Genomic DNA, 22,083 nt, shown 5'->3' on the forward strand with positions numbered 1-22,083 from the left:
CGGCTTTTAGTATATCAAAGTGTTCTACCAAAAATTCTGGAAGTAATAATTTAAGAAGTTCCTGATCATTTATCATAAAGCAAAGATAATAGTATTAAAAGTTCCCCCCAACTTTTGCGCCTGAGCCGAAAAAGGTTCTGTCTTTTACCCCTCTGAATTCCCTTTACAACACCTACGTCCCTTTTCTGCCCTTCACCTTTTTAGAGGTAAGAACTGTATAAAGCTCTCCATACGACAAAGCTACTTCGTATAAAGATAGAGATTCTGAGAGATTGTCGGGATAAAGCATCCAAAAACATATTTATTACAGAGACCAATTCAGAGATCTTATAATATTTTTTATAACCTAGAATTCGACAGCACTCATTCTCATATATTTAGCTATTATAGCTTATTGACTTTAGAAAATTAAGTGTTTTTACCAAGTAAAAATTTGGTTAATATCAATATTCGTCCTATATTTGCACCACTTAAAACAAAGAATATTCCTCCTTAGCTCAGTTGGTTAGAGCATCTGACTGTTAATCAGAGGGTCGCTGGTTCGAGCCCAGCAGGAGGAGCAAAAAGACTTACATTTCTGTAAGTCTTTTTATTTTATATTATTTTGATTATAGCCCATAAAAAATCAAATTTCACACTCTCATTTTACCATTTTATAACAAAACAGTATATTGGTTAATAATTTTATATCATTTTTTTCGTTACAATTACATATTTATTGCTATTTAAAAAAATATATAAAAATCTTTTACTTTTCAAATAAACAGCATACTTTTTGTTTATGCTAAATGCTTAAGAATACAAATGCTAATTATAAAATTAAAATATCATTTTCTTTTTTATTTAATCATTTTTTCATGCTTTACATATGCCCAAAATACGGTATCTGGCAGCATTATAGATGTAAAAACCAATAAAGAAATTTCAGGGGTAGATATATTTATAAACAATAATAACAATCCCGCACTCACGACGACCAATGGAATTTTTAATGTCCAGTCGGATAGTATCATATATAAATTAAAGTTTCTTAGAAAAAACTATGCACTCCAAAGCATTGATATTGATTCTTTGAACACTAAAAATTTATTAGTAAAACTTTCACCTGAAAAGGTAAGTAATATTGAAGAGGTAGTCATTCATAATGAAAAACCTAAATATAAAAATAAGAAAGAAAATCCAGCTTATGCTATTATGCAAGAAGTATGGAAAAGAAAACGAAATAATGGTTTAGATAAGTTCAATACCTATTCCTATAAGGAATATGAGAAAATCCAGTTTGATGCCAACAATCTTGACAGTACATTTATGAAGAAAAAAATCTTTAATAAATTGGACTTTATTTTTGATTATGCAGACTCAACAGCAAGTGGTAAAATTGGACTACCGATTTTTCTTAATGAAGCCGTCTATGAAAACTACGGAAAAAATAAGCCTGAAAAAAGAAATAAACGCCTTTTAGTAGCACAAAAAACATCCGGTTTTCAAGATAACCAAATCGTAACACTTACTGCAAAAAACCTTTATCGGGATATCAACATTTATGATAATACACTAAACTATTTCGATATTGGCTTTCCCAGTCCCGCGGGTCAAACCGGCTTCAGTACGTATGATTATAATTTAATTGATACCATATCAATAAGAGGTGAAAATGCATATAAAATAAGATATCAGCCTAAAAGAACGGAAGTTCTCGCATTTCAAGGATATTTATATATTGACACTGATAATTATGCCGTCCTAGGGGCAACTTTGAAATCTACAAAAAAAATTAATGTAAATTTTATTAACGGTATTTCTACTGAACTAGAATACGATAACCCTGATGAAAATACTTTTTTGCCTAAAAAGTTTGTCACTGAAATCGAAATGACTCCTTTTTCTAAAAAGAAAACCGCCAAAAGTATCCTTGCTAAAAGGTCTGTAGATTATTCAGAATATGTATTTGACAAGCCTTTAGAAAATAAAGTATTCATACGTAAAGAAGAAGAGTATGATGACAAATTTGTTGATAGAGATGATGCCTACTGGGTAAAAGCAAGGCCAGATTCATTATCCAAAACAGAACAAGGGGTTTATGATATGCTTGATAAACTTCAGCAAACACCCAAATTCAATAGGATTGTTAAACTATACGAAACTTTAGGATCCGGCTATTATAATATCACTAAAGGAATCGATTTAGGCCCTATATTTTCTATTTATGGAAAAAATGAAATAGAAGGAGACAGGATAAGAATAGGAGCCAGAAGTTACTTCACAAGAAATGACCCATGGAGAGTTCAATTCTATACAGCTTACGGCTTTAAAGATCATCAAGTTAAGTATGGAGCAGAAGGGCGATTCATGTTTAACCGAGTAAATCGTTTTACGATAGGTGGAGGAAATAGAAGAGATATCATTCAGTTAGGAGTACAATTAACAACTGATGATGGCATTATGTCACGTTCATTTGCTTCATCTACCATTTTCGCCAGAGGAGAAAACACTTCATTAAGTTCTGTAAATCAAACAAACTTATTCACCTCAATAGAACCATGGAAAAATATCCAAATTAGAATAGATGGTACTGTCCAAAGTATAAAATCAGCAGATCCTGAAAACTTCAACTTGACGTATTATCAAGGGAATTATTTAAGAAAAACAGTAAATGACTCCCATGTAACAATTAGCTTAATTGCTAGACCAGGGGCAAAATTCTCTCAAACTGGTATTGATAGGTACGAACACGGAACATTAGCCCCTACCATTGTTTTAAAATACACAAGAGGACTTGAAGGATTATTCAATGCGGATTTCAATTATAATAAATTACAATTCTTATTTTATAAACCCGTCCTTATTGGAAGTTGGGGTAAAACTCTAATCAATTTTGAAGCGGGTAAGAATTTTAATACTGTTCCCTTGGCCCTGCAAAATGTAATTCCAGGTAACCAATCATATAGTTTAGTAGGCAATACATTTGCACAGCTTAATTATTATGAATTTGTTGCCGATACTTATACAACCCTTCACTTGGAACACCATTTTAATGGAAAAATTCTTTCTTTCATTCCTCTAATAAAAAAGTTGAAATTGAGGGAGATTGCATTTATTAGAGGAGCCTACGGAACATTAAGTGATCCTTCAAAAGCTATTAATGTAGAGGGTTTTAAATATTCTGCTCCAAGTGAGCATATATATTATGAATATGGATTCGGGTTTGAAAATATTGGATTTGGAAACTTAAGAATTTTTAGAATTGATTTTAACTGGAGAGGTAACTATCTTGACAGACCCGATATTTCACGATTTGGAGTAAAAGTAGGATTCCAAGTAGGATTTTAATATACCCTCATATTATAAAAAAATAAAGATCTCAGAGCTTGATTCTGAGATCCTTTTATTAGAAATACTTAGCATACACATGCAGAAATTTCCAATAAAAAATTTGGACATCTTGCTTTTTGTGAGTCTGTCCACATACACCAATCTGCACAAGAATAAGCTGGAAGCGGGCAACCTATCGCACCCCCTTCAATTAATTTCAAATCTTTTTTGGAAAGTTTTTTTAATTTTTTCATAATAATTTTATTTGATTTGTAGCCTAAGCCATATTTTGTGCTAATAAAGACCTCTCTATTTCAAACTAAATGGAGCTTTAATAATCATTTTAAAACGTTCTTATATCTTCTCTTATCGTAATATCAGCATATACTTTTTCTATTAAATGATTCCTAAGTTTCATTTTCTTAAAGTATATATTCCTCATGTCCGATCTTCAATTTTAATGAACATTATAATTGTTGATTTTTTCAAATATATAAATAATTCACATAAAAATGAATAATAAAAAACTTATTTCCTATTCTATGAACAAAAAAAACTTCAACAAATTGTTGAAGTTTTAATTTTTATAAAACGCTTATTATGCGTTGGGTTCTACAGATACAAAAGATCTGTTATTTGCTTTTTTAGTAAAAACTACTTTACCATCAATTAGAGCAAACAAAGTGTGATCTTTACCAATCCCCACATTTGATCCTGGGTGATGTTGAGTACCTCTTTGTCTCACAATAATGTTTCCGGCAATAGCATCTTGACCTCCGAAAATCTTCACACCTAATCTTTTAGAGTGAGATTCTCTACCGTTTTTGGAACTACCAACTCCTTTCTTGTGTGCCATTTTATTAGTGGATTATTATTTATTTAACGCTTTAAAGTTTTCAATATTCTTAGCGATAGCTGCATCTACATCTTCGTGAGTAAGAATATTTTTCCCTAATTCTTCTTTAACCTCTTTTCCTAAAGCAACTAGAGCTTCTCTATTTTCTTTAGATTGAGATAAGCCGTTTTTCTTTAAGTGATAATTCAATTCATGATCTTCACCAAAGTTAACGGTTGCATGATCTGATGCTACTACAGCCTTAGTTTCTTTCTTTGCTGCTTTTTTTGCACCTCCTTCAAAACCAGTAATCCCAGTAATTTGAATTTGAGTTAAAGATTGTCTGTGACCATTTTTCACTTTGTAACCTTTTCTTCTTTTCTTTTTGAAAACGATTACTTTATCAGCTTTTACATGATCCAATATCTCTGCCTCAACAGCGATACCATTTACAGCTGGGGCGCCTACAGTGATTGCTCCGTTTACAGTAAGAAGTACTTTATCAAAAGATACTTTTTCTCCTTTTTCTCCTTTCAAACGGTTTACAAACAACTTCTGGTCTTGCTCAACTTTATATTGAAGCCCTGCTATTTCTACAATTGCAAACATTGTTTATAATTTTTTAATTAATTCGAGGTGCAAATATATGCATTTTTTCTAAATAATGAACATATAAAAGCAACATTTACTAAATAAAAAACTTTTTCACTTTACCTTGAAAAAATTTAACATTTAATATTCTTCACATAGTGAATTTTTCTTTACATTTATTTTTCAAAAAAACATCACATATGAAACAAAATCTTAATTTCTGCTTATTAGCAGGAGCACTTGCTGTATTCACATTATCAGCATGTAACGACGAAAGTGTTAATGAAAATTTACCTACAGAACAACAGCTCGAAAGTTTGAAAATCGAACAACCTACAGATCTTGAAAAAAACTGTAATTATGTAGATCAATCATGGAGTCCTAACGCTGTATTAACAACAAGTCTTCAGAATACAACAGATACAAATTTCATGTATTCTCAGATGAACACGATTGCCAGTTTATGGGGGAAAAGCGCCCCCTTACTAAGGTTTGTTAATGATCCTTATAATTACAATTCAACCTATAACGCTATTTCTTATTCGGGTGGGAAAATCTATTATGGGTATGCTATTTTTTATGATGCAAAAAGTAAAGGAGGGAATATTGTTAATGCCATGATCCTTGCTCATGAATATGGTCATCAATTGCAATATATTTATAATCTCCCCAATATACAGGAGTATACAGCAAGGCCCATGGAACTAGAAGCAGACGGCTTTGCAGGATATTATTTGAGAAGACCTAATGGATATAACCAGAGTAATTTTACTCAAATTGCAGCAGCTTATGAGTTTGCGCAAAGTATTGGAGACTATTCCACCAACAGCCCTAACCATCATGGAACACCACCTCAGAGGAGATCAGCCGTTCGTTTAGGTTTTCTTTTAGGACAATATAGCCTTTCAGCTGTAGATTTTGATTATAATTTTCTTTATTATTATCAAGGCGTCCTCAATGGAACATATAAATCCGGGAGAAATCTCAATAATCCAGAAATTGATGCTTATATGAGCTATTATATCGATGAGCTAAAAAAAATACAAACTGGGGAAATTTCAGAAGAAGAATTTAAAAAACTAAAATAATATTATCAATAAAGCTCCCTTATAGAAATGAGGCAGGATTTACCCAATCCTGTCTCTTTTTATTTTCCAATATCTTAAATACTTAAAAAAATTCCTAAACTTTAATTATTTTTGAACTATTATAAATGAATAATGAACAGAGATCTCTATATTGACTTTTCCAAAGGACTCGCCACACTTTCAATCATTTTCATACATACCGCTTTTTGGTCAGGGCAGTTCTATATTCCTGCAGAAATAAGAGTATTTTCATTAGTTTTTGATGTCGCTATATTTTATGCACTCAGTGGTATTACATCAGGAAATAATATTGAAAAGACTTTTTATAGATTATTGAAATTACAAATCACTTATATGATTTTTGTGACAGGATTGTTTTTTCTAGATTATTTTTTTAAAGTTTTTGGACTCCTCTTTTTTTCTTTAGACGATCTTAAAAACTTCTATGCTACTTTTGGTTCAAAGTATATTGTATCGGATATTTCTTTAGAGCCGCGATGGCAAAATCTGGGAAATTGGTATCTTCATCAATATACTCCGGTTGATACTTTTCCTGTAGTAATGGGAAGTTTTTGGTATCTAAAAGTCTATTTCATATTAACCATGTTTGGAGTTTTAATTTTAAAATTTTTCCCTAAACACAAGAATTTATTCCTAATAATTTGTATCACATTAACATTATTATTTAATATTTTTCCAACATATTATCCAACAGGACAAGTAGGATATATAACATTTTATCTTTCCCTATTTTTAATTGCAAATAAAATGAAAGGAAAAAAAATTCCAGTAAATATGATCCCCATTCTATATGGAATAGTTTTTATTATACTTACAGGGATGTTTTGGTATTACGGTAAGGAAATTTTTTATAAAATTAACAATAATAAATTCCCCCCTAAAATACCTTATATTATTTGGTCTCTATTTTCATTGGTAACCTTATTTGTATTCTATAACAGGCTCAAAATAAAAAAAGAAAACATCCTTACTTATATAGGAAAAAATGCTATCTTTTTTTACTTTGCACAAGGTATAAGTTCTTCATTAATATATTTCATAGTCGTTTTCTTCAATGAAAAAATGAATTGGTTTCTCCTTATGATTGAAGTTTATATTATTAATATATTTTTAGCCTTTATTATCGCATGGAGTTTACAAAAATTCGATAAATTCGGATGGATGATACTCACATATTTACGAAAAAAAACATCTGAATAATTGAATTATTTTTTATTATTGCAACCTTAGTTATTGTAACAATATAATTTAGACTTATTACAATTTATTTTAATTTTACAAAAATTTATAACATGTTTAAGTTAAAGCTTCCCACTGACCCAAGATGGGCCAATATTGCAGAAGGAAATCTTGAAGAAATCTTGACTGATCACGCTTGGTGTGAGCAAAAAGCGGCAACAAATGCGATCGGATTAATCACCATGCTTCCGGAGTATCCTGAAATTGTGACGGAACTTATTTCAATCGCTCAAGAGGAGCTAGATCATTTCAATCAGGTTCATGAGATTATCATAAAAAGAGGTTTTTCTTTCGGGAGAGCTAGAAAAGATGATTATGTGAATGAGTTAATGAAGTTTATTGTTCAAGGAAGTAGAGAAGATTTAATTGTAGATAAGATGCTTTTTGCTGCCATGATAGAAGCGAGAAGTTGCGAAAGATTTAAAGTCCTTACAGAGAATATAAAAGATGAGGAATTAAAAATTTTTTATAAAGAATTAATGATCTCAGAAGCTAATCATTATACCACTTTTATTGGATTTGCAAGACAGCTCGGTAACCCTGAAAAAGTAAATTTACGTTGGGAACAATGGCTTGAGTATGAAGCCAACATTATTAAATCATACGGAAATAGAGAAACTATTCACGGATAAATAAATAAAAAAGCACACAGTTGAAAAAAATAAATTTCGAAAGCATAGTCAATATTTTACTTAAAAATTTCTTTCAAGGATTGGTCATTATTGGTCCAATAGGTCTTACCATATTTGTCATATGGTACATTATTTCTTCCATTGATAATATAATACCTTCTGTCGCAAAGGAAATTCCGGGGCTAGTTTTTGTTTCTGCAATACTAATTACTGCTCTTCTAGGATATTTAGGTAACAAATTTGTCATGGGAAAATTCTTTTTTGAAGCTGTTGATAGTCTTTTGGAAAAAACACCCGGAGTAAAACATATATATACCCCTACAAAAGATGTAATGTCATCATTTGTTGGAGATAAGAAAAAATTCAATCATCCAGTATGGGTAAAAACCAATGAACATCCTGAAATATGGAGAATAGGCTTTCTCACTCAAAAAGAAATGGCAGATGTAGATAAACATAATTATGTAGCTGTTTACCTGCCTCATTCTTATGCTATTTCAGGATGGGTAATTATTACAGAAGAAAAAAACATTAAGCCCGTAGTTGGAATGACAGCCGCCTCAGCAATGAAGTTTGCTGTGAGCGGAGGTGTTGCAGGATTCCATTCGGATGAGAATATATTCAAGTCTTCAGAAGAAAAAATCTAGTGTTTTTTAGCCAACAAACCTGATTCTTTTCTTTCTTTTTTTAAATCTTCTAGAAACTCATCAAGTGTCTCTTGCTTTACATGTACCATTACCACAATCTTCCACCATTGAGGGTTATTATAATTGTCTGCAACCAAAAAATAACGTTTGGCCAATTCTTCAGAAACCTCATTAGCATCAATAGCAATAATATTCATATAAGGATTTCTATAATACTTTACTTCCATTATATCTAAAGCATTAGAAATATAGTTAGTACGTTCTACCAAATCATGTATGGACTCTGTCCAACCAACTGACCCATGGGTCATTAAAATCATCCAAATAGAAATAGCATTCGCACCAGAACGACTCCCACAAAGAGTAAAGTCTGAACCATACACATAAGCTGCCTCAGGTGTTTGGACGTTTTCTATTAATCCTTTTCTACATAAAAAAATACCTGTACCATAGGGAGACTGCAACATTTTATGCCCATCAATCGTGATGGAGCTAATTTCAGGGTTTTGAAACGTCAAATCCTTGTTGGAAGATGAAAAAGGGTAAATAAAACCTCCAAAAGCAGCATCTACATGTACAAAATATTCCTTAAAATACTGTTTAGCAACTTCTAAAAAAGAATTTGGCTCATCCACACTGCCAAATATAGTGGTCCCCATAGACAAATGCACGACCAAATACTTAATTCCATCATCATGGGCAATTTTCAATTGAGTATGCAAGTCGTCAAGTAAAATTTGTCTATCATCATGATTTACTTTAACAGCAATAGGTCGAATACCTAATAAATTAGCTCCTTTATAAACAGAGTAATGAGCATCTTCAGAAAAAACAACCCCAATTTCAGAAAATTTTGCATTATTCTTCTGGACAAAATAGTTTCGGTACATCCATTGGGCTTGAATATTCGCTTCCGTCCCCCCCGGCGCCACATAGCCATCATACTGCAATTTGGGAGCTCCAAAAATCTCTTCAGCACAAATTCTTAAAAGGTCTAGTTCTAATTGTTGTGTCCCTAAAAAATATTTTTCTCCTTGATTATAAGTATGGCACCCAATATGGTTAGGATTATTCATTAAAACTGAAAGATAGGCAGCTTCCTTTAAAAAAGGAGAGTCATAAAATTGTTCTCGATCCAAATAAGTACCCGGAAGCCCTAAAATAGGCTCGGTAGCGTAATTTAAATTTTTATTTAAAGCGTCAAATACTTTTTCTTTTACCGTTTCCGTTGATAGTTTCCCCCAATACATTTTGCTTACATTTTATACATTATTATCTTACTCTAAAGACCTAGAATAGATTGGCAAATTTACATTTTTATTAGATAAAAGGCATAACATAACATTAATCTAATTTACAAAATACTATAAGTAAATCAATTAAAAATCAAAATAATAAAACACTAAATAATATTTTCATCATTTATGTGGAAAAAAAATCAAATTAAATTATTCAATATGTAGTGATTTTAATTATATTAATGGCCGATTTTATATATATACAAAACACCAATAAACACATTAAATAAATGAAATTTAAATACATAACTATTGTTTTCTTAACAACGGCTCCAACTTACTACTCTCAAACCATAAAAGATTCCATACCAAAGGAAAAAAAAATAGAGGAAGTGGCTATTACAGGAAGCCGAAATAAGAAAAGAACTGTTATCGATACACCCGTACCCATTGATGTTATAGATATAAAGCAAGTCAGTCAATCCACAGGACAAGTAGAAGTTAATCAGTTATTACAATTTTCTGCTCCTTCTTTCAACTCCAATAAGCAATCCGGATCTGATGGAGCTGACGCAGTAGATCCGGCAACATTGAGAGGATTGGGACCAGATCAAACATTACTATTACTTAATGGAAAAAGATATCATCAATCTTCACTGATCAATTTATTTGGTACAAAAGGCAGAGGAAATACTGGATCCGATATGAATACCATTCCAATAGGTGCAATAAAAAGAGTAGAAGTTCTGCGTGATGGGGCATCAGCTCAATATGGATCAGATGCTATTGCAGGGGTAATCAATGTTGTTTTAAATGATCGAGATAAAGGTTTTGAAGGAAATGCCTTTTACGGAGCAAACCTTTTTAAAAGTCCGGGAAACCATGATATCATATCCGATCACAAAATAGATGGAAATACTTTTGATTTTAATGGAAATCTAGGAACAAAAATTGGATCAAAAGGCGGTTTTGGAAATTTTACCATGGAATTTATAAATAAAGATTATGCAATTAGAAATGCTAATCCTGAAATATATGATGCGCCTAGACAACGTTTTGGGGATGCTAAATCTCAAAATATTTATTTCTTTGGAAACATCGAAGTTCCTTTATCAGATAATCTAAAGTTCTATTCGCGTCAAGGGTTTTCAAACAGAAATACTCATGCTTATGCCTGGACAAGAAGTGCAAATGCAGACGGAAATATTCCAGAAATTTACCCAAATGGCTTTAATCCTATTCAAAACACTCATATTACTGATTTCACTTTTGACAATGGTCTTAAATTTGAAGTATTAGAATGGGATGTAGATTTCTATAATGCTTTTGGAAGCAACCGTTTCACTTATGAAATAGAGAATACCCTCAATGCGACTTTAGGAATAAAATCTCCAACTCAATTTAATGCAGGTGGGCATTCTTTACTTCAGAATACCACCGGGATTAATGCTTCAAAACATTTTAATGTACTAGAAGGTCTTAATATTGCTTTTGGCTCCGAATTTAGATATGAAGATTTTAATATTATCAAAGGAGAACAGGCTTCCTATGCAATGTACGATATTAATGGAAACATTGTCACATCCAATACTGATCCTAGTTTACTCGTCACAAATCCCCTAACCGGAAATATCAGGCCTGGAGGATCTCAAGGATTTCCTGGATACTCTCAGGAGGTCAAAAAAAACCGAAATAACTTTGCAGCCTATATCGATACAGAACTAGATATTACGAAAGCTTGGATGATAAGTATTGCAGGTAGATTTGAAAATTATAATGACTTTGGAAGTACCATAAATGGTAAATTTGCTACACGTTATGCCTTTACAAAGCAATTGGCATTCAGAGGATCTTTTTCTACAGGTTTTAGAGCTCCATCTTTAGCTCAAAAATATTATACTTTACAGTTTACGAATTTCCAAGGCGGCAATTTAGTTACCATTCAGCTTGCTCCCAATGATAGTAATCTGGCAAAAGACGTAGGTATTCCCCAATTAAAAGAGGAGACTTCATTAAATGGAAGTGCCGGATTCACCTTTAATACTGGGAAATTTACAGCGACTGTTGATGGATATTATATCCGAGTAAAAAACAGAATTGTATTAACAGGAAATTTTTCAAAAGCAGATTTACCGGCTGATGTTCAGCAGGAATATCCTTATATTGATCAAGCTCAATTTTTCACCAATGCCATTGATACAAGAACCAAAGGTGTTGATCTAATTTTAAGCTATGTAGAAAATATTGGATCGGGAAAACTCTCAACGACTTTAGCAGGAAACTACAATGAAATGGAAATCACAGATGTTCATACTTCAGAAAAGCTATCAGGAAAAGAGGATATTTACTTAAGCCCTAGAGAAAGGAGTTTTATTCTCGCATCTGCCCCGAAGACAAAAATTAATGTAAACCTCAACTACAAAATCAATAAATTCAATGCTAATTTACAATTGGTTAGATTTGATAAATTAACATTAATAGGATACAACGGTCCAGAGGATTTTCAAGTATATAATCCAAAGGTCACAACAGATCTATCTTTTGGATATGACTTTTCTAAAAATCTCAGTTTAACCATTGGAAGCAAAAATATTTTCAACAGATATCCAACATTACAAAGAGACCAAGTCACTGCTGGCAATACAGAATCCGGAGGAATTTTTGATCCGGTTCAAATGGGCTTTGCCGGAAGACAAGCCTTTGCTAGATTCAATTTTAAATTTTAATATATTTTTCAAAGGCTATCGAATTTAATAGCCTTTGATCTTTTATTTTTTTGAAATTTTATACAACTTTCCGCTATCTGTAACTGCATATAGATTTCCATCTATGCCGTCCAATACATCTCTGAACCTTTCTTTTTGATCTTCCAAAAGACGCTCCTCCCCAATTACTTTGTTATCTTTCATCACAATCCTATTGATATGCTCTCCACTCAGGCATCCTATCATTAAATTCCCCTTCCATTCATCCATACTTCCTGTATAAAAAGTAATTCCACTTGGAGAAATTACCGGATCCCAATAATAAACAGGTTGCTCAGTTCCTTCCTTTTGGGTAATCCCCTTTCCTACTTTCTCTCCAGAATATTCAATTCCATCCCCCAACCATAGTTTTTACCAGCTTGGATTAGGTTAATTTCATCTCCTCCTCTGGGTCCCATTTCTACATCCCAAATATTCCCACTAGGATCAATTGCCAATCCTTGAGGATTTCTTATTCCATAAGCATAAATCTCAGGTTTATAATTATTTTTACCAATAAAAGGATTACCAATTGCAGGTCTCCCCTCTTTCGTAATTTTGAGAATCTTTCCTAAATAATTATCTGTTTTTTGAGCAAATACTCTTGTTTCTTTATCGGATCTTTCTCCAGTACTCACAAATAAATTACCCTCTTTATCAAAAACAAGCCTACTCCCGTAATGCTTATCTCCATCATAAGAAGGTTCAGCTCTAAAAATCACCTTTAGCTCTGAAATATTTTTAAAATCAGACGAGAGTTTTCCTTTTGCAACAGAGGTTAAATTCCCCTTCCCAAAAGGCTCAGAAAAACTAAAATAAATTATATTATTGACTTTAAAGTCTGGATCTAACGCTACATCGAGCATCCCCCCTTGACCTTTTGCATCCACTTTTGGAAATCCATCAATTTTAGATACCTGTTTTCCATCTGATGATACCACATTCATATACCCTCGTTTATCCGTAATCAAAAATTGGCCTTTCGGCAAATTGACAATACCCCATGGCTTTCCTAAATTATTACTTAAGACTTCCACCTTATACGGGGTAGATGTTTTCACCGCTTTAATTCTTGTTTGCCCCTTGAAAGCAGGTTTATAATCACTATTGGGATTTTCTGTTTCCACACTTTCATCTGATCTCAATTTTTGAGCCTGTGCATTATTCTTATCACATGAGCTTATAATTAAAAAAATAATGAGAGAAGAAGCATAAAAATGGTTGAATTTCATAGTTATTTAATTAGTAATTTAAAAATGAATGGAAAAATAATGCCATAAAATGGCTCTTTACCCTCCCTTATCACTAATTAACAGAAATCATTTCAAATTTCTTAAAGTTAAAAGAAATAGGCATACAAAAAAGCATTTAGAATATTTACATGGAGAGATCTTAAGGGACTCTTTTTATTTTGTAAATTTGATATATGAATTTCAAACTTCAATCAGAATACAAACCTACCGGAGATCAACCTCAAGCCATCGAAAAACTTACCGAAGGACTTGAGATCGGCGAAAAGTATCAAACATTACTTGGAGTTACAGGATCAGGAAAAACATTTACAGTAGCCAATGTTGTTCAAAATGTACAAAAACCCACACTCGTTTTAGCACACAACAAAACACTAGCAGCTCAACTATTTATGGAGTTCAAGGAATTTTTTCCTGAAAATGCAGTTGAATATTTTGTAAGCTATTACGATTACTATCAACCAGAAGCCTATATTGCTACTACGGGTACCTATATCGAAAAAGACCTCAGCATAAATGAAGAAGTAGAAAAACTTAGACTTTCTGCAACAGCAAGCCTACTTTCGGGAAGAAGAGATGTCATAATTGTCGCTTCCGTTTCCTGTATATATGGTATTGGAAATCCCTCAGAATTTCATAAATCACTTATTTCCATCGGAATTGGCGAAAAAATTACGAGAACAGCTTTACTTCATTCCTTAGTTAATGCCTTATATTCAAGAACGTTAAACGAGTTCCAAAGAGGAACATTCCGTGTAAAGGGAGATGTTATTGATGTATTTCCTGCTTATGCGGATAATGCTATAAGGATCCAATTTTTTGGTGATGAGATTGAAAAAATTCAAAGCTTTGATCCTGTTACAGGAAATATCACTTCCAGTTTTGAACAAATCCAAATTTACCCTGCTAATCTCTTTGTAACCTCAAAAGAAACATTGAACGGAGCTATCAGAAGTATTCAGGACGATTTAGTAAAACAGGTTGATTTCTTCAATTCTATTGAAAAGCCTTTAGAAGCAAAAAGATTGCAAGAAAGAACAGAGCTTGACCTCGAAATGATTAAAGAATTAGGATACTGCTCTGGAATTGAAAATTATTCAAGATATCTGGATGGAAGAGTACCCGGATCAAGACCCTTTTGCCTCATTGATTATTTTCCCAAAGATTTTTTAATGGTCATTGACGAGAGCCATGTTACTGTTCCCCAAGTTCATGCTATGTACGGAGGTGACCGAAGTAGAAAAGAATCTCTGGTTGAATATGGTTTTAGGCTCCCTGCTGCTATGGATAACAGGCCTTTGAAGTTTGAAGAGTTTGAAAATATACAAAACCAAGTAATATATGTTTCTGCAACTCCGGCAGATTATGAGTTGGAAAAGACAGGAGGAGCTTATATTGAACAAATAATACGCCCTACAGGCCTATTAGATCCCATTATTGAAGTAAGACCCACATTGAATCAAATTGACGATCTCATGGAAGAAATTCAAAAGAGGTCGGACGTTGATGAAAGAGTTTTAGTCACTACATTGACAAAAAAGATGGCAGAAGAGTTGACCAAATATTTTACCAAATTCGGAATTAGAACTAGGTATATCCATTCAGATGTGGAAACATTAGAGCGTATCCAGATTATGCAAGATTTACGTCTAGGCCTTTTTGATGTGTTAATTGGGGTCAATCTATTGAGAGAGGGATTAGACCTACCGGAGGTTTCCTTGGTTGCTATTTTAGATGCTGACAAAGAAGGTATGCTAAGAAGTAGGAGATCCATGATTCAGACTGTTGGACGTGCTGCAAGAAATATTAATGGAAAAGCCATTCTGTATGCAGATAAAATTACAAAATCCATGCAAGCAACATTAGACGAAACAGAATATCGCCGTTCAAAACAAATGCAATATAATGAAGAACACGGAAAAGTTCCTCAAGCGTTGAACAAAAAAATTTCTGAAAATTTAGTTGGAAGAAGCAAAGATTTCCCTGACGAAAAATATACCCAAAAAGAAATTTTACAGAAAGTAGCAGAAACCAAAGCCTCTTATAGCTCCGAAGATATCGATATAATTATATCCCAAAAGCAAAAAGAAATGGAAACAGCGGCTAAAAATCTTGATTTTATTAAAGCTGCTAAACTCAGAGACGAAATCGCGGCTTTAAAAGGATAAGATCCTTGGAAAAATATTTCGGCGGCATTAAAATGCCGCCGAAAATTATTTTTAAAATTTATATGTTTTATTTTTTGGCTTTTCAAAACTTACTTGCCCTCCTCGAATGGGAATCAACAAATCCATTAATCCATTCAATTTGATTTCATAAATTGTTGAAAGCTGCATCCCAAGCTTTCCTTTAGGCATTCCTTTTCTATAAAACCACTCCAAGTAGCTAATGGGTAAATCTGCAAGGATTATCCCTTCATATTTTCCAAATGGCATCTTAACTATACAAATTTCTTTTAATATTTCTGGGTTTATTCCATCTTCCATTATATACTAGTAAATTAATTTATTCTCAACCTCATCAGCCTCATTAGCTAACTTTAAATCAGGGGGTACATCTTCATCCGCAAATTCATTTCTATATACCTGAATAAGAAGAAGCGTAAAAGAGATCATAATCGGTCCAAAAATCAATCCCATAAAACCAAATATATTCATTCCCATTATGATTCCAAAAACAGTATTTAAAGGATGTACATTTTCTAATTTTTTCAATAGTGTAAAACGTAGTAGATTATCTGTCAACCCCACAATAACAATACAATATGCAGCTAACCCTAATCCAGCTCCCGTATTACCTTCTGCAATCATAAAAATACAAACAGGGATATATACAATGGCGGCCCCTACTACGGGAACCATCGATGCTGCCGCTGTCAACGCAAATAGCAATACTGGACTTGGAGATCCAAAAATAAAATAACCAATAAGAGCAACAATTCCCTGTCCCAAGGCAACTACAGGAATCCCAATTGCATTGGCCATAATGAGCTTACGCATTTTTTCTCCTATTAATGATACATTGGATCTTTTTAGGGGTGCAGATGACACCAAAATACGTTCAAATAGTCTTGGTTTATCCAACATAAAATAAAGAATAAAATACATTGACATGATAACTGTAAGAGTATTAAATGTCCCACTAAGCGCTTTGGTTGAAAACTGTCCAACTGAGCTTTTAAGTTTATCCATATTTTCTTTACTCAAAATATCAAATCCCGTCTTGGAGTAAATATATGAATGTATTTTTTCTAGAAATATATTGAATTTAGCCATGTAAGCTTGGGCATTTCCAAGCTTTTCAATAAGAAGGTCTCCAATAAAATAAATAGGTAAGATAAGAATGATCAAACTTGCAAGCATAAGTACCAATGAAGATAACCAAGGTTTCCATTTTTTTTGTTCCTGCAAATAAAAATTATACTTCCTACAAACCACATAAATAGTGATTGCGCCTAGCACTGAAGGTATAAAAAGAGCAAGATTAAAACATATTAATGCAGCCAGCACTAAAATAATAACAAATAATGAAACCTGTTTTATTTTTACATTGCTTATCTGTTGATCTTTATTCATTCTTATTTATCGTATGTTATTTGTCTTGGCTTACCCAAGAAGGCACAGTAGGCAGAATACATAACCACCATTATGAAAGGAGCCGTTAAAATAACTCCTATACCACAAAGTATAACCCCTGCAACTGATATGACAAGTCCTAAAAAAGTAGTCCCAAAAAATATCCAATAATTCTCTTTCGCAATATTAAAGGATTTTCCCAATGCCTCAGTTGCAGATGCATTTTCAAAAAGCAAAATAGGATATCCTAATAAAAATAATGGATACACAAAAAAGAAAGGAATTACACAAATAAATGCAGAGATACTTGATATTATTCCTGAAATTATACTGTATATTAAAATATTAACAAAATTTTGACGGTAGCCAATAAATAAGTCAGAAAATTCGATAGGATTCTTTGTGTTGTACTTATTCACCATATAGATAAGCCCTACATATAATGGCGCCAATAGAACCCCCAATAAACTAGATAAAGTAATGTACATGGAAAAACCCGGAGCTCTCCAATAGCTAAAGCTAGAATAATCACCTCCAGAGTCTCTCATTTCTTCAACCATAGCAGTAGAGTTAAAACCACTCACTGATTGAATAATAAAGCCACCGATGAGATATACTATCATCGCAACAATAGCATAAAGAAATACGCCCTTATACATTTCAAACGCATGTGAAATGATTGATCCTGTACTCTTCTCTGGGACAGAACCTTGCTGATCAAATTCGTTAAATTCAGACATAGTTTAAATATTTAATGATTATATCAAATTTAACTTTTTTTAGCAAAAAAAACCATTAATATATCTAATTTTATTATTTTTTCGAGAAAATAACTTTATATAAAGAATAAATCATAGCATTCCAAAAAGGAAATGTAAATAGCCCTCCAACTAAAAATATAATAAACCCTAAATATTTAAAAAAACAAGCCACAATAATACATACAAAAATTTCTATTGAAAAAAGCTTTAATGCCTTAAAATTTAAAGATATGGCTTCGAAAATTCTCTTATTATCAAAAAACATAAGTGGTGCCACGAGAATTGTTACTAAAGACCATAAAATAGCAAGTATAATAGTCTGAAATGTAAACAAAAAAATCATAATCCAAAACAAATAATACCCTATATATTTAAAGAAATTAAAACCATTATAACCCGCTAGTAAATCACCAAGTTCCAACTTTTCATTAAGATCAATTTTCTTATAAATCTGAAAAAATCCAAGATTTAAAGGATACAAAAATGTGAGTATTCCTAAAAAAGCATAACTGAATTTTACCGAATTTTCAGTATTAGCCAATGCTGCTGCCTTTTCCTTATATGCTATGGCACTCACTTTAAAAGCTTCTAGTAATTCTCTTTGCTGATCCCAAATTCCATATCTTTCAGCAAAGAAAAAAACGGCTGTAAAGAAAATCGAAAAATATATTATAGAAAAGGCAAGTTGAAAAAACAACGTCCTATTCCAGTAAAAAAAAGCCTGCTTCAATATAAAATCTATTCCCGGTTTCTGCGGATATTTATTCTGCATTTAAAAAAAATTTAGTGCAAAAGTAAACATCAATAATTACTTTTGTCAAATGTTTTCAATGAATCATCAAAAATTTATGGAGATGGATGAGCTTTCTCTTCGGAAAGTTCCTTATTTTTTTATCATCGATTTCCTTGCAGAGAATGTAGAAGTATATCTAGAGAATGAAATCGAAAGTTCAGGTTTAATAATTGATTTCCAAGGTATTTCAACTACAAAATCAAAACCTAAATTACAGGAAAAAATTACATGGAAATCCTTTCCTGAAAATTTAGAAAGCTTCAAAAATGGTTTTGATTTTGTTCAAAAAAATATTCAGGCAGGAAATTCATATCTTGCCAATTATACCAGAAAAACTAAAATTGAAACCAATTTAACCCTCGAAGAAATATTTTATCGTGCCGATGCTAAATACAAGGTATTTTATAAAGATTTTTTTGTATTTTTTTCTCCTGAAACTTTTGTAAAAATCATGGATACGAAAATTTTGACTTATCCCATGAAAGGAACCATCGATGCCTCCTTGGAGAATGCTGTTGAAACATTAAAGAACGATAAAAAAGAAAAGGCAGAACATTATACCGTAGTCGATTTGCTTCGAAATGACCTTAGCATAGTTGCGGATAATGTACAAGTAGATACTTTTCAGCATATTGATTTTATCAAAACTGAGCAAAAGGATTTATATGCCATGAGTTCAGAAGTATCAGGGATATTGAAGCCTGAATTTAAGGGAAAAATTGGAAGTATAATGAAAGAACTTCTTCCTGCCGGTTCAATTTTAGGAGCTCCAAAATCGAAAACGTTAGAAATAGTTCTTGCTGCAGAAAAATACAATAGAGGGTTTTACACAGGAGTATGTGGTTGGTTTGATGGAGAGAATCTGGACAGCTGTGTTATGATACGCTTTATTGAAAAAGAAGGAAATCATCTTTATTTCAAAAGTGGAGGAGGGATAACACACATGAGTAAATTAGAAGACGAATATCAGGAAATGAAAAATAAAATCTATGTACCAATTCATTGAAAGCATCAAAGTAGAAGATCAGGAAGTTTTCCTGTTAGAATTTCATCAAAAAAGAGTAAACCAAACTTTTTCTCATTTTGGGAAAGAAGACTCTATTGATTTAGCAAAAATCTATAAAAGTCTTAAACACAAAGAGGACGGACTATTTAAATTAAGAATTGCTTATGATTTAGATAAAAAAATTCGTACCCAAATGATCCCCTATGCTATTCCGGAAATATTAGATTTCCAATTGATTGAAAATAATACTTTTGATTATTCATTTAAGTTTGAAGATCGAAAAGAGCTAGAAAAGATGAAAACAAAAGCAAAAGCGGAAGAGATTATTATTGTAAAAAATAACCATATCACCGATACATCCTTCTCTAATCTCTTATTTCGCAAAGGTAAGGATTGGTATACTCCAAAATCTTATCTTCTTAATGGAATACAAAGACAAAATCTTTTAAAACGAAAAGAAATCAAAGAAATAGAAATCACATTGCAAAATATAATGGAGTTTTCTCACTTCCAAATCATTAATGCTTTAAATGATTTTGATGATATGTTTATTTATCCTATCGACAGAATTATTAACGTCCCTGGTAATGAAGAATATTTAAACTTTTAACTTGATTTTATAAATTCAAAATAAGATTTTAAAATATCCGCATTGTTTTTGCCCTGTGTATTCACTTCTAATATTTTTGGCTTAATATCTGGTTTAAAAAAGTTTTCTAAAACTCTATCAAGCGTAGGCTCATCTTCTACTTTTACATAAGAAAACCCAAAATGTTTAGTAAGGTATTCTGCACTTTTATGATGTTTAGTGGCAATAAATTCATCTAACGTATTCGGATTGGCATTACCGGGCCCCGGAATAATTTTAAATATATTTCCTTCCCCATTATTAAAGATAATAATTCTTACAAAAGGGGGAATATATTGATTCCAAAGTCCATTAATATCATAAAAAAAGCTCAAATCACCTGTAACAAGTAATGTGGGATTGCTATTCTTAATAGCAAAACCCATGGCGGTGGAAGTTGAACCATCAATTCCACTGGTCCCTCTATTACAATAAATCCTTCTTTTACCAAAATCAAATAACTGAGCATAACGAATCGCAGAGCTATTGCTAAAATGAATATTATAATTTTCTGGAACTGATTGTGAAACTTTATTGAAAAAATAAAAGTCTGAAAACTCTACTTTATTTAAAAAAAGTAAATGTTTTGAATCTTTTTTATTTCGTAAAACATCCCAAAGATTATAATATGCACTGGGCTCTAAGTTGATAAAGTTAAACAATTTAGAAAAGAAGGCTTCGGGTTTCGTTTCAATTTTGTCAGTGAGTGCGAAATAAGTATCTGGTTGCCAAATTTCATCTAAATGCCAATGTTTCTTGGGACGAGCACTTCTTAAAAACTGTTTTACTTTTTTAGAAACCACATTTTGACCTATCGTTATTAATAAATCCGGAGCATACGTTTTATAATCTTCTATAGAAAAATTGAAAATATAGCGATCAATATGTTTGAAAAATTTTTCATTATATAAATTAGAATTTGCTTCACTCAATACTACAACAGAATGATTTTTAACCAACTGTAGCAATTGATTTTCCAACTCAGGACTATTATCTCTTGTACCTACCAGAATCATAATCCTTTGAGAAGTATTCCATTCTACAACTAAATGGGAGGGAATTTCATATTCTTTCTTCCTAATTGTTTTTTCTACCGTGGGAAAATTGGGAAGTTCAGAGACTAAGTCATAAAGAGGTTCTTCTAATGGAATATTAATATGAACTGGGCCTTGTTTTTCAAAACAGAGTTCAATTGCTTTCTTTATTATTTCAAAATTGGTGTCTTCAGCATTCTCATTACTATCCTCCAACAGTTGAAAATCCCCATAAGAATGTTGATGAAAAATATCTTTTTGTCTTATAGTCTGTCCATCAAATATATCAACAAAATCTGTGGGTCTATCTGCAGTTAAGATCAAAAGAGGAACATTCTGATAAAATGCTTCTGTTACGGCGGGATAATAATTTGCCGCTGCAGAACCACTTGTACAGGTTATTGCAACCGGTTTTTTTTCACTTTTTGCCATTCCAATCCCTACAAAAGCAGCGCTTCTTTCATCTACAATACTATAGCAATTAAACTTATCAACTTCTGAAAAGTGTATCGCTAAAGGAGCGTTTCGAGATCCTGGTGAAATGATAATATCTGAAATACCATACTGCTGAAAAAGGTGTGCAAGTATCTGAATGCTTCTCTTAGAAGAATATTTTTTCATACCGCAAATTTAGTTTATAAAATCAACTCTGAAAAACGATTCATCCTTATAATTATTCATTTTTATAG

20 protein-coding genes and 1 tRNA gene are annotated in these 22,083 nt (G+C 32.1%); 10 read left to right on the plus strand and 11 right to left on the minus strand.

Going from position 1 to position 22,083, the window contains the following annotated elements:
* The first annotated feature begins 486 nt into the window (after window positions 1-486).
* Window positions 487-560, plus strand: a tRNA-Asn gene (locus CHRY9293_RS12325).
* Between the two features lie 244 nt (window positions 561-804).
* Complete coding sequence (locus CHRY9293_RS12330) at window positions 805-3,330, plus strand: DUF5686 family protein (protein ID WP_162033257.1); 2,526 nt, start codon at window positions 805-807, stop codon at window positions 3,328-3,330.
* 68 nt (window positions 3,331-3,398) lie between these two features.
* Here the strand turns inward: CHRY9293_RS12330 and CHRY9293_RS12335 are convergent, their stop codons facing one another.
* The 3 genes from CHRY9293_RS12335 to rplU form a co-directional block, all read right to left on the minus strand.
* A complete protein-coding gene (locus CHRY9293_RS12335; protein ID WP_122635319.1) occupies window positions 3,399-3,566 on the minus strand; it encodes a bacteriocin in 168 nt (55 codons plus the stop codon).
* A gap of 344 nt (window positions 3,567-3,910) precedes the next feature.
* Complete coding sequence (gene rpmA / locus CHRY9293_RS12340; RefSeq protein ID WP_122545485.1) at window positions 3,911-4,168, minus strand: 50S ribosomal protein L27; 258 nt, start codon at window positions 4,166-4,168, stop codon at window positions 3,911-3,913.
* 15 nt (window positions 4,169-4,183) lie between these two features.
* Window positions 4,184-4,756 (minus strand): 50S ribosomal protein L21, encoded by a 573-nt coding sequence (gene rplU / locus CHRY9293_RS12345; protein WP_162033258.1) that lies wholly within the window; start codon window positions 4,754-4,756, stop codon window positions 4,184-4,186.
* Between the two features lie 182 nt (window positions 4,757-4,938).
* Between rplU and CHRY9293_RS12350 the strand changes: the two genes are divergently transcribed.
* The 4 genes from CHRY9293_RS12350 (at window position 4,939) to CHRY9293_RS12365 (ending at window position 8,365) form a co-directional block, all read left to right on the plus strand.
* Window positions 4,939-5,826 carry a neutral zinc metallopeptidase gene (locus tag CHRY9293_RS12350; RefSeq protein ID WP_162033259.1) on the plus strand — a complete coding sequence of 296 codons (888 nt, stop codon included), beginning with the start codon at window positions 4,939-4,941 and terminating at the stop codon, window positions 5,824-5,826.
* 132 nt (window positions 5,827-5,958) lie between these two features.
* Window positions 5,959-7,047, plus strand: a complete 1,089-nt coding sequence (locus CHRY9293_RS12355; protein WP_162033260.1) for an acyltransferase family protein — start codon at window positions 5,959-5,961, stop codon at window positions 7,045-7,047.
* Between the two features lie 92 nt (window positions 7,048-7,139).
* Entirely contained in the window at window positions 7,140-7,718 is a 579-nt protein-coding gene (gene miaE, locus CHRY9293_RS12360; RefSeq protein ID WP_162033261.1) for a tRNA-(ms[2]io[6]A)-hydroxylase, read from the plus strand.
* A gap of 20 nt (window positions 7,719-7,738) precedes the next feature.
* Window positions 7,739-8,365 (plus strand): DUF502 domain-containing protein, encoded by a 627-nt coding sequence (locus tag CHRY9293_RS12365; protein ID WP_162033262.1) that lies wholly within the window; start codon window positions 7,739-7,741, stop codon window positions 8,363-8,365.
* Here the strand turns inward: CHRY9293_RS12365 and CHRY9293_RS12370 are convergent.
* Window positions 8,362-9,615, minus strand: coding sequence for a pyridoxal-dependent decarboxylase (locus CHRY9293_RS12370; protein WP_162033263.1), 1,254 nt, complete (start codon window positions 9,613-9,615; stop codon window positions 8,362-8,364). The genes CHRY9293_RS12365 and CHRY9293_RS12370 overlap by 4 nt on opposite strands.
* A gap of 278 nt (window positions 9,616-9,893) precedes the next feature.
* Between CHRY9293_RS12370 and CHRY9293_RS12375 the strand changes: the two genes are divergently transcribed.
* Window positions 9,894-12,329: a TonB-dependent receptor plug domain-containing protein gene (locus CHRY9293_RS12375; RefSeq protein ID WP_162033264.1), complete on the plus strand. Its 2,436-nt coding sequence runs from the start codon at window positions 9,894-9,896 to the stop codon at window positions 12,327-12,329.
* A 42-nt stretch (window positions 12,330-12,371) separates the two neighbouring features.
* Here the strand turns inward: CHRY9293_RS12375 and CHRY9293_RS18885 are convergent, their stop codons facing one another.
* Window positions 12,372-12,710 carry a PQQ-dependent sugar dehydrogenase gene (locus CHRY9293_RS18885; protein ID WP_262887714.1) on the minus strand — a complete coding sequence of 113 codons (339 nt, stop codon included), beginning with the start codon at window positions 12,708-12,710 and terminating at the stop codon, window positions 12,372-12,374.
* Window positions 12,674-13,579, minus strand: a complete 906-nt coding sequence (locus tag CHRY9293_RS12380; RefSeq protein ID WP_262887715.1) for a PQQ-dependent sugar dehydrogenase — start codon at window positions 13,577-13,579, stop codon at window positions 12,674-12,676. Before CHRY9293_RS12380 ends, CHRY9293_RS18885 begins: the two co-directional genes overlap by 37 nt.
* Window positions 13,580-13,773: 194 nt before the next feature.
* Here CHRY9293_RS12380 and uvrB point away from each other — a divergent pair, with 194 nt between their 5' ends.
* A complete protein-coding gene (gene uvrB / locus CHRY9293_RS12385) occupies window positions 13,774-15,765 on the plus strand; it encodes an excinuclease ABC subunit UvrB (RefSeq protein WP_162033265.1) in 1,992 nt (663 codons plus the stop codon).
* 51 nt (window positions 15,766-15,816) lie between these two features.
* Here the strand turns inward: uvrB and CHRY9293_RS12390 are convergent, their stop codons facing one another.
* From CHRY9293_RS12390 to CHRY9293_RS12405, 4 genes are all read right to left on the minus strand, one after another.
* Complete coding sequence (locus CHRY9293_RS12390) at window positions 15,817-16,071, minus strand: DUF3820 family protein (protein ID WP_162033299.1); 255 nt, start codon at window positions 16,069-16,071, stop codon at window positions 15,817-15,819.
* 18 nt (window positions 16,072-16,089) lie between these two features.
* Window positions 16,090-17,172 carry an AI-2E family transporter gene (locus CHRY9293_RS12395; RefSeq protein WP_162033266.1) on the minus strand — a complete coding sequence of 361 codons (1,083 nt, stop codon included), beginning with the start codon at window positions 17,170-17,172 and terminating at the stop codon, window positions 16,090-16,092.
* 2 nt (window positions 17,173-17,174) lie between these two features.
* The gene (locus CHRY9293_RS12400) at window positions 17,175-17,912 is read right to left on the minus strand and encodes a beta-carotene 15,15'-monooxygenase (protein ID WP_162033267.1); all 738 of its coding nucleotides are present in this window, start codon (window positions 17,910-17,912) and stop codon (window positions 17,175-17,177) included.
* Between the two features lie 73 nt (window positions 17,913-17,985).
* Window positions 17,986-18,705: a hypothetical protein gene (locus CHRY9293_RS12405; RefSeq protein WP_162033268.1), complete on the minus strand. Its 720-nt coding sequence runs from the start codon at window positions 18,703-18,705 to the stop codon at window positions 17,986-17,988.
* 49 nt (window positions 18,706-18,754) lie between these two features.
* On the opposite strand from CHRY9293_RS12405, the gene CHRY9293_RS12410 reads away from it, so the two are divergent.
* Entirely contained in the window at window positions 18,755-19,732 is a 978-nt protein-coding gene (locus CHRY9293_RS12410) for an aminodeoxychorismate synthase component I (RefSeq protein WP_162033269.1), read from the plus strand.
* Window positions 19,716-20,342 (plus strand): aminotransferase class IV, encoded by a 627-nt coding sequence (locus CHRY9293_RS12415; RefSeq protein ID WP_122545499.1) that lies wholly within the window; start codon window positions 19,716-19,718, stop codon window positions 20,340-20,342. Before CHRY9293_RS12410 ends, CHRY9293_RS12415 begins: the two co-directional genes overlap by 17 nt.
* On the opposite strand, the gene menD is transcribed toward CHRY9293_RS12415, so the two are convergent.
* Entirely contained in the window at window positions 20,339-22,015 is a 1,677-nt protein-coding gene (gene menD / locus CHRY9293_RS12420; protein ID WP_162033270.1) for a 2-succinyl-5-enolpyruvyl-6-hydroxy-3-cyclohexene-1-carboxylic-acid synthase, read from the minus strand. The genes CHRY9293_RS12415 and menD overlap by 4 nt on opposite strands.
* Window positions 22,016-22,083 lie beyond the last annotated feature (68 nt).

Source organism: Chryseobacterium potabilaquae, from assembly GCF_902728265.1.
GTDB classification, from domain to species: Bacteria; Bacteroidota; Bacteroidia; order Flavobacteriales; family Weeksellaceae; genus Chryseobacterium; species Chryseobacterium potabilaquae.